Source organism: Xanthomonas sp. NCPPB 2632 (assembly GCF_041228075.2).
In the GTDB taxonomy this organism is placed as follows: domain Bacteria; phylum Pseudomonadota; class Gammaproteobacteria; order Xanthomonadales; family Rhodanobacteraceae; genus Luteibacter.
Window position 1 is genome coordinate 2,585,592 of record NZ_CM192979.1, and the last position, 19,037, is coordinate 2,604,628.

The following is a 19,037-nucleotide window of genomic DNA, read 5'->3' on the forward strand; positions in this document are numbered from 1 at the left end:
CCCGCATGCCCGCGGAGTTCGGTAATTTCAGCCGCACGACGACGGCCGCGCAGTAACGTTCGTCGTCGCCACCTCTTCCCAGTTTTCCGACATGAGCCGCTCGACGTCGCGACAGCGGTGTTTCTCGTGGATGTACGCGAGATTGCGCCGGGACGAGGCACGCTTCGCCGCTTCATCCTTGGCATGCGGGTAATGCACCGACTCGATGGTCGGCAAGACGCTCATCGGCCACCCTGCTTTCCACCATCGAAGCCCGAACTCGACGTCCTCGCCACCCCACGTATCGAACCATTCGTCGAATCCGCCAAGGGAACGCGCCGTGCCTGTGGACACCGATATATGTCCGCTCCAGAAGACGAGCCATGGATTGGACATGCGGGAAAGGTCGAAGCCAATGCGTCGCATGAATCCTTCCCTGCAATCGCGCAGCCGCGTATGCGAGCGCATGCGCTGCAAGGATGCGTCTACCGGAAAAGTAGTGAGCTTCCTGAGCAAATCGGCATGGTCGGTCGTGTATTCGAAGACGCCATAGGATAGGCCGATGATGGCAGACGGCAGCAGGGATCGATGTGCCGCGACATGAAGTGCCAACGTCCTGGACGATACAAGCATGCCTGCGTCGAGAAATAGGATGACCTGGAATTTCGCCTGGTTCATGCCAAGGTTGCGTGCCGCAGCCGCCCTGAATCCTCGATCTTCCTGGAAGCGGAAATGAACATCGATCCTGCCCCGGTAGGCGTCGACCACCGCGACAGTGTTGTCGGACGAACCGTCGTCCACGACGATCACTTCGTAACGCGCCTTGTCCAGGGCCTGATCGGCCAGCGACTCGAGCGTCATCGCCAGGAGATGCGCGCAGTTATAAGTCGGTACCACCACCGTGATGCCTTGCACGCCCCCCTGCCCGTTCGATGCGTCAGGCATGGATGCGATCACCCGGGATCTGGCGCGGGCGTGGAAACGCCCAATCCACCAATCCATCGATATGCGGCGACTTCAATATGGAAAAATGATGCCCGGTTCCGTGCCACACCTTGAGCGCCGGTACCCATTGTTTCCATTCGGCGGCCGTTCGCGCCAGGCGGGCGGTGTCGTCCGCCAAGGCCCGATCCGGGGAAAAAACCTGCGCAAGCCTGGCTTCGCCCGCAAATGGCCTGCGTGGCATATAGGCTGTCTTCATCGCTGCGGTGAAGGCGGCCAGGGGCCCTCGTAACATCGCCGGTTCGCTTCGCGACGGCATCATGCCCAGGTCGACGAGCCTGCCGTGAAGCTCGTGGAGGAATGTGTCCGTGGATTCCGCGCAAAGAATCGGCGAAGGCAGCTCGAAGTAACATTCCAGGGTATAGCGGATGGCCGACACGAACTCGGAACGAATGGCCGTCTCGTCTGGCGAGGGATGGCGCGCGACACCCGGCGCCTCGCTGTCTACCAGCGTCAGGGACGCGATGGGCTGGCCCTCGTCCTCCAGGCGCAACGCCGTCTCCAGGGCCATCCAACCACCGAATGAATGGCCGAGCAGATGAATGCGTCGGCCCCGCATACCGGTACGCAACGATTCCAGGATGTGTTTCGCGGTCTCGTTCGCGGCGTCTTCCACGCTTTCGAAAGGCGCCTCGCCCTCGGCGATGCCCCGTGGTTGAAGACCCTGCACGCCCCACGCATTACCCAGCGCCCCGCAAAGGGACACCATACTGGTAACACCCGCTCCAGCACCGGGAAAACAGAACAGCACATCGGCACCCGTACCCTGGCTCAGGTTAACCAGCGGCTGGAAGCTGCCACGGGCACCGATGGCGCTGGATGCGTCAAGTCCTGCATCGATGGCACGCCCCAGGTGAGATCGGTTATCGGCATCGTTCATCATGCTCAGGTGATCGCCGGGGATCGCCACGTGCCGAAGACGGGTTACGTCGACGATATCGCGCCAGGCATCGGATACCGCCATGGATGCGGCGCGATCGCCGGAATGGAAATGGTGGACGATGGCATCGACCGCCGGCGCCTCGTAACTACTCGCCGCGCATGCATAGCGGTGGATGCGTTCCCACATGGACACGATGAACGCATCGGGGAGGCGTGGATGGATGAACCCGGCATGCCTCGCCATCGCAGCCAGCTCCGCGAGGGTTTCCGTCCCTGCCGCCTGGACGAGAGCGGCGGCCTTGGCGGCGTCGCTAGCCACGCCGTACGTGACCTCCGACACGAACATCTGCTGCGCGGAAGGATGTTTCATCGGCAGGGTATGCGGCGCCGGCACGTCTACGAGGCCGAGGAAGGCCACGTCCTGCCCTTCGACCTCGAGCGAACGGGCAATGGCGTAGGCAAGGATGCCCCCGGATGAGTAACCGGCTATCCGGTAAGGTCCCCGGGGTTGGGACTCCCTCATCATCCTTGCCATGCGACGGGCAAGCTCGTCGATGCTCACCGGGAACGATTCCGTGTGCGATGGCCATGACAACACGCGGATCGGGCAATCGGCATGGATATCCCGGGCCAACGGGAAAACGTACGAGTAGTCGCCGATACCGGTGGGTACGAAGAAAAGCGGCTCTCCGCTGCCCTCGTCGCGCACCCGTACGATGCGTGCCCCGGATTGTGTCAGGGCCACCGAGGCCAGCCTTGCCGACAGATCCATCAATGTCGGGCATTCGAACAAGTCGTTGAGCGAACAGGGCAAACCCGCCTGCCGCGCCCGTTCGACCCATTCGGTCGCGAGTAGTGAATGCCCCCCCAGGGCGAAGAACGAATCCTGCCGTCCCACCCGCACACCTCCCAGCAACTCGGACCACAACTGTGCGACAAGGCGTTCTTCGTGCCCCCGAGGCGCCTCGAACGTCGACTGGGCAAATGCATCGGGATCGGGCTCCGGGAGCCTGGCGCGGTCGATCTTGCCGACGGCCGTGAGCGGCAACCCGGGAACATGTACGAAAGCCGCCGGCACCATGTAATCGGGAACATGGCCCAGCAGATGGGCGCGCAGATCCATCGGGGAGACGGTCTGGCCGCTGAAATAGGCCGTCAGGCGCTTATCATGGATTCCCGTCGCGATCACGGCGGCCTCGGCCACGGCGGGATGAAGCAGAAGGATGCGGGCCACTTCCGTCGGCTCGACACGAAACCCGCGTATCTTCACCTGGTCATCCCCGCGTCCGAGGAACACCAGGTTGCCGTCCGGAAGATACCTGGCGAGATCTCCGGTCCGGTACATCCGGGCCGCGGGCTCGCGCGATGACACCTCGCTGGCGAACACTTCACGGTCCGAACCGTGGCGATGCAGGTATCCCCGGGCTACCCCCAGTCCCGCGATGCAGATCTCCCCCGGCGCGCCGATGGGTACCGACGCGCCGGATGCGTCGAGCAGGTGGATGCGAACATTGGGCAGTGGGCGTCCGATGGGCTGGGCCGATTCAGGCAGGGGCCGAGTCACTTCGTGCGTCGTCGCGAACGTGGTGCATTCCGTCGGCCCATAGCCATTGACCAGGCGAACACGCCCTTCAAAGGAAAGCAAGGTATCGAATGCCCTGCGGCTGCCCTCCTCTCCACCACAGACGAGGTAACGCATCGATGACAAGGTTTTCCCGATACGCTCCACATACCGGTTGAACAGCGAGGTCGTCAGGAACATCACTGAAATGTCCTGGGTGGTGATCGCTTCGGCGAGCCTGTCCGGCTCCAGCACGGTATCGCGATCCAGGATGGCCAGGGTGCCGCCGCGCAGGAGGGTGCCCCATACTTCAAACGTACTTGCGTCGAAAGCGGGGTTCGCGGCGCAGGCGACCACGTCGCCGGCCGACACCGGGGCATAATCGGAATGCAGGGCAAGATTGAGCACCGAGCGATGCTCGATCATGACGCCCTTGGGTAGTCCCGTGGATCCGGACGTATACATGACGTAGGCCAGTTCGCTACCGGTCATCCAGGCCACCGGCGACCCACGCACTTCGTCGACGTCATCCATCGCGTCCACGTCGACGACGGGAATCCCCCACTCCATGCCCGGCCGGTCACGTGTGACGACGACGGTCGCCGCGCTGTCACCCACCATCCAGAGGGTGCGCGATGCCGGTGCCTCCGGATCAAGGGGTACATAGGCAGCTCCCCTTTCGAGAACGGCCAATTGAACGGCCACGAGTTCGACCGATCGCTCGAGCAGGGTCGCTACGCGGTCGCCGACGCCGACCCCCGCGTCTCCGAGGCGCAGGGAGATTCGCCGGGCCAGCGCATCGAGTTGGCGATACGTGAGCCGCCTGCTCCCGCAGACGATGGCGGCAAGTTCGGGTTGAGCCGCCACCACCGCATGGAATCGCTCGTGAATCCCACCTGCCGCCGGCAACGCCGCCGCGGTGTCATTCCAGGCCTCGACGATTCGCCTCTCGTCGTCATCGATCAGCGGGATACCGTCGACGCACGGATCGCCTCCCGTGGAGATCGCCCCCAGTACCGCCTTGAGATATCCGATGTGGCGGCGTATCGAGGGTTCGTCGAACAGTGAAGTCGAATAGGACAAGCCGCCGACAAGGCAACCGTCGACTTCGCCGAGTGTCAGGTTGAGGTCGAACTTGATCTTGTCGTACGGAGCGCGCAGCGGGGCGACGTCCAGCCCCGGCAGGTCCCACTCGCCGCCTTCGCCATCCTGCCAGGTACATATGACCTGGAACAGTGGCGAATGGTCCCTTTGCCTCATCGGATGAACAAGCTCCACCACGCGCTCGAAGGGCAGATCCTGATGCATCTGCGCATCGAGCGTGGTCCGCCGTACGCGGGCAAGGAGTTCGGAGAATCGTGGCGATCCGCTCAGGTCGACGCGTAAGGCAAGCGTATTGACGAAATACCCGATAAGCCGGGCTATCTCGGGATGCGACCGGTTCGCGCTCGGCGTGCCGATCACGAGATCGTTTTGTCCCGATAAGCGGGAAAGCACGACCGCCCAGGCGGCAAGAACCGTCATGAAAGGCGACGCGCCATGGGCCTGTGCGAGACGACGGATATCGCGGCTGGTTCCGGCATCCAGCGCCACGGGCAGCACGGCTCCCTCGAAAGACGGCCTGGGCGAGCGCGGGCGGTCCGTGGGCAGATCCAGGCGCTCCGGAGCGTCCCGCAGAACAGACCTCCAGTAATCGGCCTGGCGTACGAGACGAACGTCACCCAGGCGTTGCCGCTGCCACGCGGCATAGTCGGGGTATTGCACCGGAAGTGCGGGAAGCTCGGGTACCCGCTTCGTACAGCAGGCTACGTACAAGGAACGCAGCTCCTTGAGCATGACGCCGAACGACCAACCGTCTGACACGATGTGGTGTTTGACAAGCAAAAACACCACGTCCCGTTCGTCGATCGTATAGAGTCCCGCGCGCACCAGGGGGCCAGAGCCGAGGTCAAAAGGGCGGCGTATGAGTTCATCGCAGCCTGCGCGTAGCACGCCCTCCACGTCGTTCGATCCACGGAGGTCCACATGCTCCATGGGAATGCCCATGGAGCCGGGCAGGATCTTCACCCACGGCTTGCCGTCCTCGGGAACGAAGATGGAACGAAGCGCCTCATGCCGCGCCCACAGGCCATCGAGGGCGGCCTGCCATGCGGCCCTGTCGAAATCACCGCGTATCCGCAGCAACCACGGAACGTGATACGAAGCACTTACACCATCCATCTGCGCAAGAAACCACATGCGCTGCTGCGCCGAGGATGGCGGAAGATGACCAGATCGCGCGATGCGCGGTATGGGTTGATATGAGGCATCGTCCTGCTGCTGCACGCCGCGCTGCTTCCCAAGTGCGCGCAACCGGGCGATCTCCGCGCCTCCCATGCTTTTCAGGATCCGTTCGATTTCCGTTTCCATCGTGCTCATTCCAGGTGAGTCCGGCCCTCGCCCCGCGTCTCGCGTTCCTGTACGGCCATGACGAGAAGCATCTCTGCGAAATCGGCCAGTACGGGATAGTCGAACAATACCGATAGCGGGACCGTGATTCCGAGCGCGGTTCCGAGCCTGGAGAGCATGCGTATCGCAAGGATCGAATGCCCGCCGAGCCGGAAGAAATGATCGTGGCGGCCGACGGCGTCCACGGCGAGCAATTCGCTCCACAGGTCGGCTAGTCTGGCCTCGATAGGCCCTTCGGGAGCGGCATAGGCCTCGCTCGCGAAGCCTTCCTGCCCGATAGCCGGAAGCCGCCGCCGATCGAGCTTGCCGTTCGCATTGAGCGGCATCGACGCCACGGGCACGAAGGCGGCGGGCAGCATGTAATCCGGCAGCGACTCGGCAAGGAACGTCCTGAGCCGCGACGCCAGGCCATCCTCCCCGGCGTGCCCCGTCACCACGTACGCGACCAGTCGCTCGCCCTCCCCGTCCGCCACGACCGCCGCCGCCTCAACCGACGGATGCGCGCACAGCCGTTCCTCGATCTCGCCCGGCTCGATCCGGAAGCCGCGGATCTTCACCTGTTCGTCGTTGCGCCCCACATACACCAGCTGGCCGTCCGGCAGATGCCGCGCCAGGTCGCCTGTGCGGTACATCCGCGCCTGTGGCTGCGCGGAGAACCGGTCCGGTACGAACCGCTCCAGGGTCTGCCCGGGAAGATTCAGGTAACCCCGCGCCACGCCGACCCCGCCGATCCACATCTCTCCCACTACGCCCACCGGCACCGGTTCGCCCCGCTCATCCAGCAGGTAGATCGAGACATGGTCCATCGGGCGGCCAATCGGCAGCCATGGCATCGATGCACCGCCCTCGCAGATGTGCATGCTCGCGCACACCGTGCCCTCCGTGGGGCCATACGCGTTCACCAGCCGGCGCCCCTGCGACCACGCACGGGCCAGCGATGGAGGGCATGCCTCGCCCGCCACCACCAGCGTGCGTAGCCCTTCGCCCGCCTCCAGCGGCAGATGCCTCAGTGCGGCCGGCGGCAGCGTCACGTGGCTGACGTCACGCTCGCGCAAGGTCGCGGCCAGTGCCGCGCCAGGCATCATCGACTCGCGCGAGGCCAGTTCCAGCCGCGCACCGGAGCACAACGTCACCAGGATCTCCGAAATCGACGCATCGAAACCCGGCGAGGCGAACTGCAGCACACGGCTCGACGGCGTGAGCGCGAACGCCTCGGCCTGCGCGTCGACCAGGTTCGCCAGGCCACGATGCTCCACCATCACGCCCTTCGGGCGTCCCGTCGATCCCGATGTATAGATCACGTAGGCCAGGTGATCGGGGGTCAGTTCGCGGGTTTCAGGATTTGATTCCGGCATGTCCGCCGTGGCCTCATCTCCCAGGTCCAGCGTCCTTCCTGCAAATCCGTCGATCGTTGGCGCACTGCCATCGACCAGCAGGAGCATCGGGTCCGCATCCTCCAGGATGAAGGCGATTCGTCCGGCAGGCTGGGCTGGATCGACCGGCACATACGCGGCACCCGATTTCCATATCGCCAGGCAAGCCACCATCAGGCCGATCGAGCGCTCCATGCATACGGCGACCAGGGTGTCCGGACCTGCCCCGCGCTCGAGCAAGGCGTGCGCCAGGCGGTTCGCCCGCAGGTTGAGTTCCGCATAGGTCATGCCGCGCAAGCCATCGTGCAAGGCGATGGCGCCAGGATGCAGACCGACCTCACGCTCGAACATCCGGTGGATGCAGTCGACGGTCGGCGTTGCCATCGCCTGGGTGGCCCAGTCACCGAGAAGCATGTCGCGTTCGGACACCGGCAAGATGTCCAGGCTATCGGCAGGGGCATGGGGTGCATGATCCAGTGCCTCGGCCAAGCGCTCGAACGCTTGTTGCACGTAGGCGCAGACGCGCCGGGGATCGATCGAATCCACGACATGAACCGTCAGGCCCAGTGCGTTGCCGAAGTCTTCGACGGAGAGGTTGATGGGATAGTTCGTTCTCTCGCGGCCACCGAGGAAGCGTATGTCATCGCTGGCCGGAACCTCCACGCCCTCGCGAACGACATGGTGCCGGTAGTTCAGCAGGGAGCTGAACAGCGGAACGCCTGCCTCCAGCGTGCTGCAACGCTGGGCCATGGCGAGCGACGCATGCTCATGCTCCAGCAACCGGGCGAGGCGATCGTGGGTTGCGCGAACGCTTTCTCCGACACCCGTCGAACCGATGTCGATACGCAATGGCAACGTATTGATATGCAATCCCATGGCCTGGTCCGCGCCGATGCTTCCCTGCAACCGGCCAAGAAGGACCGTACCGAAGACGACCTGCGTACGCGCACTGACGCGGGCCAGGACCATGGCCCAGGCAAAATGGCAGAGGCTTGCCAGGCTCACACCCATCTTGCGCGCCTGCCCACGCAAACGCTCCTGTACTTCGGGTGGCACCATGTACCGCGCTTCCACGGTGGACGATCCGTCCAGGTGTACCTGCGCTAGCCCGAAGGGAAGCGTGGGGCCGTCTATCGTGGAAAGCATCTGTGTAAAGAAGGCGCGGTGATCCTGCTCGGACACGCCATGGCGTGCCTGGGCGATCAAGTGTCGGAACGGTTTCGGTTCGGGCAGGTCTGCCCCGCGTCCATCAAGGAATGCCCTCACCTCACGCCGCATGACATCGGAGGTGGAATGGTCACCGATAAGGTGATGAAGCCGTTGCAGGAGCAGCCATCGGCCGTTCACGGCATCCTCGGCGACGACGAAACGGAGCAGGGGCGCCTTCCGCAGGTCGATACGATGTTCACTGGCGTCGAACCGCTCGGCAAGCTGCCTCGATACGGGCCCCGCATCCGGATCGAAAGCCATCTCTTCCACCGAGAGCGTGGCCTCGCGGCACACCACTTGCGCGGGAGTGGATACGTTCTCCCAGAAGAACGACGTGCGCAGGATATCGTGACGATCCACCACCCGTTGCATGGCTTCGAGGAAGCGATCCAGCAGGCTTCGCTCCGCGAAGGACAGCTGGGACACGTGCAGGTACGTGTCACCTCTCCTGTTCAGCATGTGGTGGAACAGGATGCCGTCCTGCAACGGCGACAAGGCGTAGATGTCCTGGATGTTCGACGCCCCGCCGTCGACGTTTTCCGCGATGAAATCGATATCGCCCTGGGTCACGTCGATCAGCGGGAAGCGGCCCGGCGTGAGCTCATCGATCGACGGCCGCGCCAGGCTATCCGGGGTGGAATCCAGGAGATTCCCGTTGCCAGGCCCGGTCACCATGCCGGCGACACTGGCCAGTGTAGGCTGCTGGAACAGGTCCTTTATCGTCACCGACCACCCGGCTTCGCGCATGCGCTCGATCATCTGCACGGCAAGCAGGGAATGGCCGCCGAGGGCGAAGAACGAGTCGTTGCGGCTGACACGCGAGACGCCCAGCAAGGTCGACCAGATGTCTGCCAACATCGTTTCGATCGGCCCCTCGGGAGCGGCATAGGCCTCGCTCGCGAAGCCTTCCTGCCCGATAGCCGGAAGCCGCCGCCGATCGAGCTTGCCGTTCGCATTGAGCGGCATCGACGCCACGGGCACGAAGGCGGCGGGCAGCATGTAATCCGGCAGCGACTCGGCAAGGAACGTCCTGAGCCGCGACGCCAGGCCATCCTCCCCGGCGTGCCCCGTCACCACGTACGCGACCAGTCGCTCGCCCTCCCCGTCCGCCACGACCGCCGCCGCCTCAACCGACGGATGCGCGCACAGCCGTTCCTCGATCTCGCCCGGCTCGATCCGGAAGCCGCGGATCTTCACCTGTTCGTCGTTGCGCCCCACATACACCAGCTGGCCGTCCGGCAGATGCCGCGCCAGGTCGCCTGTGCGGTACATCCGCGCCTGTGGCTGCGCGGAGAACCGGTCCGGTACGAACCGCTCCAGGGTCTGCCCGGGAAGATTCAGGTAACCCCGCGCCACGCCGACCCCGCCGATCCACATCTCTCCCACTACGCCCACCGGCACCGGTTCGCCCCGCTCATCCAGCAGGTAGATCGAGACATGGTCCATCGGGCGGCCAATCGGCAGCCATGGCATCGATGCACCGCCCTCGCAGATGTGCATGCTCGCGCACACCGTGCCCTCCGTGGGGCCATACGCGTTCACCAGCCGGCGCCCCTGCGACCACGCACGGGCCAGCGATGGAGGGCATGCCTCGCCCGCCACCACCAGCGTGCGTAGCCCTTCGCCCGCCTCCAGCGGCAGATGCCTCAGTGCGGCCGGCGGCAGCGTCACGTGGCTGACGTCACGCTCGCGCAAGGTCGCGGCCAGTGCCGCGCCAGGCATCATCGACTCGCGCGAGGCCAGTTCCAGCCGCGCACCGGAGCACAACGTCACCAGGATCTCCGAAATCGACGCATCGAAACCCGGCGAGGCGAACTGCAGCACACGGCTCGACGGCGTGAGCGCGAACGCCTCGGCCTGCGCGTCGACCAGGTTCGCCAGGCCACGATGCTCCACCATCACGCCCTTCGGGCGTCCCGTCGATCCCGATGTATAGATGATATAGGCCAGCGCATCCATCCCGGGCGCACCAGCAGATGCACCGGCATGGACAGGTGCAGGTGCAGGTGCAGCCGCTTCAGTGTCCAGTTCATCGAGCCGGATAACGCGCGCATGGCTCGACGGCAGGCTTTCCTCCCAACGTGAACTTGTCAGGACCAGTGGCGGCTCTGCGTCTTCGAGCATGTAACGCAAGCGCTCGGCCGGGTAGGACGGGTCGAGGGGTACGAACGCCCCGTACGCTTTCCATACAGCCAGCGCAGCGACGACAAAATCGATACCGCGATCCAGGAATAACCCCACGAGGGTTTCCGTACCTACGCCCTGTGCGGCAAGATGACGGGCCAGCCAATTTACCTGCGTATGCAGTTGTGCATACGTCAGCACGCGTGATCCATCCGAAACGGCCGGCGCATCCGGTGTTTCGCGCACCATCGCAGCGAAGAGTTCGCAAGCCGTGTCCGCGGAACGTGCCGGCACCGGGCCGTGGAACAACGCCACGACGCTTTCCCTTTCCGCCTCGTCGAGCAGCGAAAGCGAATCCACGCACTGTCCGGGCGCATCGGCCATGCTTCCCAGAAGACGGCAATACGCCCTGGACCAGCGATCGATCGTGGTAGCGTCGAACAGATCGGTGGCGTAATTGAAGCCGCCCACCAGGCAGCCCCCGACTTCCTGCAGGTACAACGAAAGATCGGTCTTGGCCGTGCGGTTCGGTATCTCCTGCGGCCGCAACGTCAGGCCGGGGAGCGAGAGGTCTTCCAGCGGCAGGTTTTGCAGCGTCAGGCTCGCCTGGAACAGCGGGCTGTGCGCCATGCTGCGTGGCGGATTCACCGCTTCGACGACCTGCTCGAAAGGAGCCTCCTGGTGCTGGTAGGCATCCAGCATCATCTCCCGGGTACGCTCGATCAGCTCCCCGACACGCTCCATAGGCTCCATGGGCAAGCGCAAGGCCAACGTGTTCACGAAGAACCCGATCAATCGTTCGACCTCCGGAAGCGAGCGATTGGCGACCGGCGATCCGATCACCACATCCCGTTCGCCCGACAGGCGCCACAGCAATACCGCATAGGCCGCGTGCAGGACCATGTGCAAGGTCGCGCCATGGCTTCTGGCCAGCGCATGCAGCGCAGTGGTCGTAGCCGCATCCAGCCGGAAGCCCACGCCGCTACCGCGATACGACTGGACGCCGGGGCGGGGACGATCGGTCGGCAGCGGCAACAACGCCGGAGCGTCGTCGAGATGCTTTTTCCACCAGGCGAGCTGTCGCGCCATCCCGGCGCCTTCAAGGCGACGACGCTGCCACTGGGCATAGTCGGCATACTGGATGGGTAATGCGGTAGTGACGTATTCGCGCCCTTCCCGGATGGCGGCGTATGCTTCGCCGATCTCCTGGACGAGGATACCCATCGACCATCCGTCCGACACGATGTGATGCATGGTCAGCAGGAGCAGGTGCTCATTCGTGGCCAGTTTCAGTAGCCGGCCCCGGATCAATGGCCCCGTCTCCAGCGAGAACGCGGATCTCGCCTCCATCGCCACCTGCCGCTCGACCTCTTCCTCGCGTTGCCTGGCGGGAAGGTCGGCCAGATCCAGCCTCGTCAGCGCGAACGCGGAAGGTGCGGAAATGCTCTGGACCGCGGCATTGCCCGCGTAAGGAAAGCGGGTACGCAGGATTTCATGCCTTTCCACCAACGCATCGAGCGCCATTACCATCGCCTCGGCGTCGAGCACGCCGTGGAGCCGCACCGCGCTGGAGATATGGTAGGCCTCTCCGGCACCATCCATGCGATTCATGAACCAGAGCCGCTGTTGGGCAAGCGACAGCGGCAAGGGCGCGCCACGATCGGCATGCGATATCGAAAGATCTGCCTCCCCGCTTGCCCCGTCGGCACAGGTGGCCATGGAGCGGACCGTAGGATGTTCGAACAGGTCACGCACGCTCAGGGTCCGGCCAAGCGTCCGCCTGATGCGTGAAAGCAACCGGATCGCGAGCAGCGAATGGCCGCCAAGATCGAAAAAGTTATCGTCCCTGCCGATATCCTCACGACCGAGAAGCTCGCGCCAGATCGCGGCGATGTCTTCTTCCATCGATCCTGAAGGCGCACGTTCCGTCACATCCGGCGACCGAAGCTCCGGTGCAGGCAATGCCGCCCTGTCGATCTTTCCGTTGGGTGAGCGCGGGAATCGTTCGAGCACGACGAACGCTACCGGGATCATGTAGTCGGGCAATAGCGCCATCAGGTGCGATCGCAGTTCCACATGCACCGGGGCGCTTCCCACCGATGTCAGGTAAGCGACCAGTAGCGTCGAATCCGGCCTCTGCGAATACGCCACGGCCAGCGCTTCGCCCACGTATGGATGCCTGCGAAGCGCGGATTCGATCTCGCCCAGTTCGACACGAATACCCCGTATCTTCACCTGGAAATCGTTCCTGCCGAGGTACGCGATCGTCCCGTCGGCCAACCGGCGCCCCAGGTCTCCCGTCTTGTAGAGCCGGCCCTCACCCGATGCATCGAAGGGATCGATGAGATATCGGCTGGCGGTCAGTTCGGGCTTTCCCAGGTAGCCCCGCCCCACCTGCACGCCACCGATGTGTATTTCACCCGGAACACCGATCGGAACAGGGCGCATGCGCTCGTCGAGAATGTGGATGCGCGTATTGGGTACGCTGCTCCCCAACGGCACCCTGCGGTCGATGTAGCTTTCGAGGTTGTCGTCGAGAACATGGAACGCTGCCAGCGCGGTGCATTCGGCCGGGCCGTAGCTGTTCACGAAACGAGGCCGCGGATGGGGAATCTCCAGCAGTCGCTTTACCTGCGTCGCCTCGCCGCCGAAGATCACCCACCTAAGGGAGGCAAAGGCCGACGGCTCGCCCACGTCGACGAGCGCGTGGAACATGCTCGGCGTGATGTTCAGTAAGGTCGCATTCCCATCCTGCAGGCGCTGCAGGATGGCATCCGGATCGAAGCCGGAAGGCCCGAGGATGACGCGGCCGCCTACGCTCAACGGAGCGATCAGGTTCTTCTGGGTAAGATCGAACGCATGTGACGACACGACGAAGCTCGCGTCGTCCGGGCCGAGGCCAAAGCTCTCCGTGTACCAGTTGATCATGTTCGAAAGGCCGCGATGCTCGATCATCACGCCCTTCGGCTGCCCCGTGGAGCCTGATGTATAGATCACATAGGCAAGATCACGCACGTTGTCCCGTGGCACCGGGTTTTCCCCGGCATGCACAGACCATGATGCCGCTTCGGCATCCACGTCGATGAACCGTACAGTACTGCCGAGCTTCTGGCCCACATCCCACCCCCGGCCGTCGGCAAGCACGAGCATCGGGTTGCTGTCCTTCAGCATGTAATCAAGGCGAGCAGGCGGGTAAGACGGGTCCAGTGGAACATAGGCGCTACCGGCCTTCAGCACCGCGAGCATCGAAACCAGCAAGGCAGGCGTGCGATCGAGGCATAGCGCGATACGGACGTCGGGTCCCGCCCCAAGGGACAATAGATGGTGCGCGAGCCGGTTCGCCTTGCGGTTCAATTCACCATAGGACAACGCATCGCCTTCGTGGACGACGGCGATATCGTGTGAACGCGTACGTGCATGCTCCTCGAAGCGCAGATGGACGCGCCTTTCGTCGGGATAGAAGCGATCGGTATCGTTCCAGCCAGCCCGAAGGCCCTCCCGTTCCGATTCGGGCAGCAGCGGGAGGTCATCCATGCGCCGCGCCTCATCCCCGGCCATCCCGGCAAGCAAGGTGCGAAAGTAGCGCTCGTAACGGGCGATGGATGATTCATCGAACAAGGCACAGGCATACTCGATGAATCCGGATATCGCGCCGCCATCCTCCCCGAGCGTCAACGAGAGATCGAATTTAGCCGTTGGCCTGCCGATACCGATGGGCTCAACGGCCAGGTCACCGAAACTGCCGCCTGCCGAAGGCACGTTCTGCCAGGTGAACATGACCTGGAAAATGGGGCTATAGGCCAGGCTTCGCGGTGGGTTCACCGCCTCTACCACATGCTCGAACGTGACGTCGCCATGGTCGTGGGCGTCCAGCGCACGCATACGCACGCGGCCCAGCAACTCGCTCACGGTGGGGTTTCCACTAAGGTCGATGCGAAGAGCCTGGGTATTGACGAAGAATCCGATCAGTGGCTCGACTTCCAGGCGCGATCGATTGGCATTGGGTGTACCTATCACCACGTCGTCCTGGCCCGATAGCCGGGACAGGAGCGCAGCCCAGGCTGCCGCCAGGGTCATGAAGAGGGTAGTTCCATTCCGCTGACTCAACGCCTTGAGCGCCTCGGTCAGCGAAGCGTCGAGGGATACCAGGCGCGTGGCGCCACGATGATCCTGAACCGGTGGCCGTACCCTGTCGGTGGGCAACTCCAGCAGTGCCGGTGCATGGGATAGCGTCGATCGCCAGTAGTCGACCTGATCGCGCCAGGCCTGGCTCTCCTTGCGCTGGTCCTGCCATATCGCGTAGTCCGCATACTGGATAGCAAGTACGGGTAAACCATCGGGCAACCCACGGCGCATACCGTCGTAGATCGCCGCCAGTTCACGCAGAAAGATTCCTACCGACCATCCGTCCGAAACGATGTGGTGCATATGCACGAAAAGGAGATGTTCATCGGCGGCTGCACGAATTAGTAACCCCCCGACCAGCGGGCCTTCGCGAAGGTCGAACGGACTCGCTGCCATGGTATGGATCAGCTCGCGCGCTTTTTCATCGCCGTCCGGATGCCCCTCCAAGTCGTGGAAATGCAGTTCGAAGCCTGCCGTGGCAGGCAGGATGAACTGCGATGGATGGCCGTCGACGTCTCGAAACGTGGTGCGAAGGACCTCGTGCCGAGCCACGATACGGTCGAGGGCCTGCTTCATCGCCGAACGATCCAGCGAGCCATGCAACCTGAGGGCACCGGACATCGTGTAGGCGTCGCTCGCCTCATCGAGGCGATTGAGGAACCACAGCCGCTGCTGCGGCAGCGATAACGGCAAGGCCCCCTCGCGCCTTCCCTTCACGATAGGGGCGTCGCCCATGTCGGGCATGGCATCCAGCCAGGCGCCGCAATCGGCCAGGATGCGCCGCTCGAACAGGAGCGAGAGGGGAACCTCCCGTCGAAGCCGCTGGCGGACACGTGCCATCAACCTGACGGCCAGCAATGAATGGCCACCGAGTTCGAAGAAATCATCATGCCTGCCCACATCATCGACAGGAAGCAGTTCTTTCCAGATTTCCGCGAGAACCCGTTCGGTATGACCCTCCGGCGGCTCGCTCTTTCGAGGCGCCGCGGACGCCGGCATAGGTAATGCCATGCGATCGACCTTGCCGTTGGGCGTCATGGGCAGGCGATCCAGGAACACGTAGGAAGCCGGGCGCAGGTAGTCGGGCAACGCGCGTTTCGCAAGGTCGCGCAATGCCTCCTCGCGAACTAGCTGGCCAGCCGACGCCACGACATAAGCGACCAGGCGACGTCCGGCGCCATCATCTCGCCCCACGACCACGACCTCGCCCACGCCTTCCGCCGACGCCAGTTGGGCCTCGACTTCCCCGGGCTCGATCCGGTGCCCATGGATCTTCAGCTGGTCGTCCCTACGCCCGAGGTATTCGAGCGTACCGTCATCCATCCAGCGAGCCATGTCACCCGTACGGTAAAGCCTTGTGCCACTAGCACCCAGGGAATCCGCGATGAAACGTTCGCGGGTGAGTACCGGCCGGCCGAGGTAACCCCGGGCAACGCCCGCACCGCCGATATGCATCTCGCCCTCGGCGCCTATAGGTACGGGCTGGCCCATTTCGTCGAGCAAGTAGATCCGTGTATTGCCGATGGGCCTGCCGATGCCGGCGACGAATCCCTCGTCACGGGTCATGCGAACCCATGTCGAATACGTGGTGGTCTCGGATGGACCATAGAGATTGCATACCCATTGTACGTCCGTTTCCGCGAACAACCGCTCGACGACATCGCGACGGAGCACTTCACCCGCCAGGTTCACGTACCGCACCGAACGCGGTACGGCATCCGCATCCAGCAACGCCGATATCGCCGATGGCACCGTGTTGATGAGAGTCAGGGGATACCGGGCAGCGGTCAGCGCAAGGATATCGTCCACGATACGCACGCATCCGCCGACCGACAGCGGAACGAAACACTCGTAGATCGCCAGGTCGAAGTTCAGCGACGTTGAGAAAAGTGTTTCCTCAAAGGCCTCGGCCGGGTGCGCCATGCCAGCCCAGCGTATAAGGTTCACCGCCTGGCGATGTTCGATCAATGTCCCCTTGGGCCGCCCCGTGGAACCCGAGGTGTAGATTACGTAGGCCAGGTCACTGGCAGCGACATGCACCGTACCCGGTTCTTCCTCGCCATCGCCCTCGACGGGCCCCGGGAGTGGGCTGCCGATCGATTCAATGGCCAGGACACGCACGTCCGGATCAAAGCGCATCGCGGCCGCGGCGTGCGTGAGAACCAGCTGGGGTCTGGCGTCGCCTATCATCCACGCGATGCGTTCACTGGGATACGCTGGATCGAGTGAGACGAATGCGGCACCTGCGCGAAGTACCGCGAACATGCCCACCACCAGGTCGATGCCCCGCTCCATCGCCAGACCGACAATCGCACCGGACGTGACACCTTCGATCGATAGCGTCCTTGCCAGCCGCCTGCTCCACGAACGCAGGTCTGCATACGTTATCGCCTCGTCGCGGTGCCGCAACGCAATCGCCGACGGGGTACGGTCGACCTGCTCGTCGATGAGTGCCTGCAGGGTAAAACGCTCGACCGGCGACGTTGGGGCCTCCCCCGCGAAGGCCTGGAGCTCTCGGAGCTGCCGCACCGATAGCACCGATATATGGCCGATGGGGGTCGCGGGCGCATGAAGGAGCGCATCGACCAGTTTGACGATCGTCGTCCTGACCAGTTCAAGGATGTGGTCGGGCTCGATACCCGGCACGACCTGCACGGTGAGAGAGAAGCCCTCGCCCGAGTCGTTCACCGACAACATGAGTGGATAATTCGTTCTTTCCTCAAAAAACAGCGTATGTATGCCGTCCATGCCTCCGTTGTCACCGTCGTCCCGGGCATGCCCCGCATGCCGGTAATTGAACAGCGTCGCAAACAGAGGTGTCGACGGGGCCGCGCCACTACAGCGCTGGGCGGAAGAAAGGGAGCTGTTCTCGAAACGAAGCAATTCCGCCAGGAGGCGGTGGGTTTCGCCAAGTGCTTCGCGCACCGGCATGTCGCGCACGGTAACGCGAAGCGGGAGCGTGTTGATGAACATGCCCAGGGCACGCTGCGATGCTTCGCGCCCGTGCATCCGCCCGAAGAGGACGGTACCGAACACCACATCGGCGCGACCGGAAATGGACGACAGGACACGAGCCCAGGCAAGGTGAAAGAGACTCGCCGCACTGGCGCCCATCTCACCGGCACACCGCCGTATGTCCTTGCTCAGCGCCAGATCGAAGACATAACCCGCTTCCCGCACGCCGGTGCCGTCACCATGAACTTCAGCGCGTCCGAAAGCCGCCGTGGTCTCTTCGATATCGCCTAGCATACGCGAGAAGAATGCGTCGCGCGCGTCGCTGTCCACCGAGCGTCGCGCGGACCGGACAAAATCGCCATACGGTGCTGGCGGGAGAAGCCCGTCAGCGTTGCCGACATAGAAGGCCCGGATCTCATTCATCATCGCCTGCATGGCCGTGTGATCAATCACCAGATGGTGGACGATCAGCGTAAGCAGCCACTGGCCACGTTGGTTGTCGCGTCCCACGAACGCCCGGAGCATAGGTGCTTTCCGGATATCCATGCGAAAGCGGGATGGATGGAATCGCTCGCGCAACGCGGACAAGGCATCGTCATTTGCAGGGAGATCGATCTCCCCGATCAACAGAGGGGCATGTCGCCAAACGACCTGAAGGGGCTCGTTCAGGCCCTCCCATGCGATTGATGTGCGCAGGACGTCATTCCTGTCGATGACCGCCTGTAGCGCGGCGACGAAACGATCCAGACGCGGCCTGTCGTCGAAGGACAGCACGGCGGGAAGCAGGTAGACATCACCCTGTTCGTTGAGCAGGTGATGAAAAAAAATGCCCTCCTGCAATGGAGCCAGCGGATAGGCGTCCTCGATGTTTTTCAGGCCGCCAAAAACTCGGGAAACCTCCGCAAGACAATCGTCATCCTCCCGTAAGGAAGATGTTCGTTCCGGCAAAACGCCGTCGAGGCGGGCAGCCGCGTCGCGAGCACGCAAGTGGTCGAGGATGCCGTCCTTGCAAGAGCGAATCATTTTCACCAGGTCATCGGTCAGCGCGGCACCACGACCGCGCACGACCAACTCGTCACCTTCCGCATGAAGGTGGATCGATTCGCGACCAAGGATCTCCAGCAGTTCCTCGACCTTCATTGTCAACGTCTCGAATGAACTCACGGCCATTTTTCCTTGGCACCGGGACCGGGCAATACAACACGGGCGCCGTGACCATTCCCCAGGACCGGCTCCGTCGCGTGACGGCGTACCGAACATCCGGGCGCGCACCGTCACCCGACAAGCCGGGCCTTATGCGCATCCGATTCGTTTTTCAGGAGAAACCGACTAGTGCAGGCAGGGTAACGTGCCGACCGTCAGCAACTGGAGCACTTGAA

Annotated in this window: 3 protein-coding genes; all 3 read right to left on the bottom strand. The window is 63.5% G+C overall.

The window, feature by feature from the left end:
* Nucleotides 1-27: 27 nt before the first annotated feature.
* The 3 genes from AB8808_RS11315 to AB8808_RS11325 are packed head-to-tail and all read right to left on the bottom strand — an operon-like array spanning nt 28 to nt 18,822.
* Entirely contained in the window at nt 28-924 is an 897-nt protein-coding gene (locus tag AB8808_RS11315; RefSeq protein WP_369929413.1) for a glycosyltransferase family 2 protein, read from the bottom strand.
* Entirely contained in the window at nt 917-5,842 is a 4,926-nt protein-coding gene (locus tag AB8808_RS11320) for a non-ribosomal peptide synthetase (protein ID WP_369929415.1), read from the bottom strand. The genes AB8808_RS11315 and AB8808_RS11320 overlap by 8 nt, the downstream gene beginning before the upstream one ends.
* Complete coding sequence (locus AB8808_RS11325) at nt 5,839-18,822, bottom strand: non-ribosomal peptide synthetase (protein ID WP_369929417.1); 12,984 nt, start codon at nt 18,820-18,822, stop codon at nt 5,839-5,841. The genes AB8808_RS11320 and AB8808_RS11325 overlap by 4 nt, the downstream gene beginning before the upstream one ends.
* Nucleotides 18,823-19,037 lie beyond the last annotated feature (215 nt).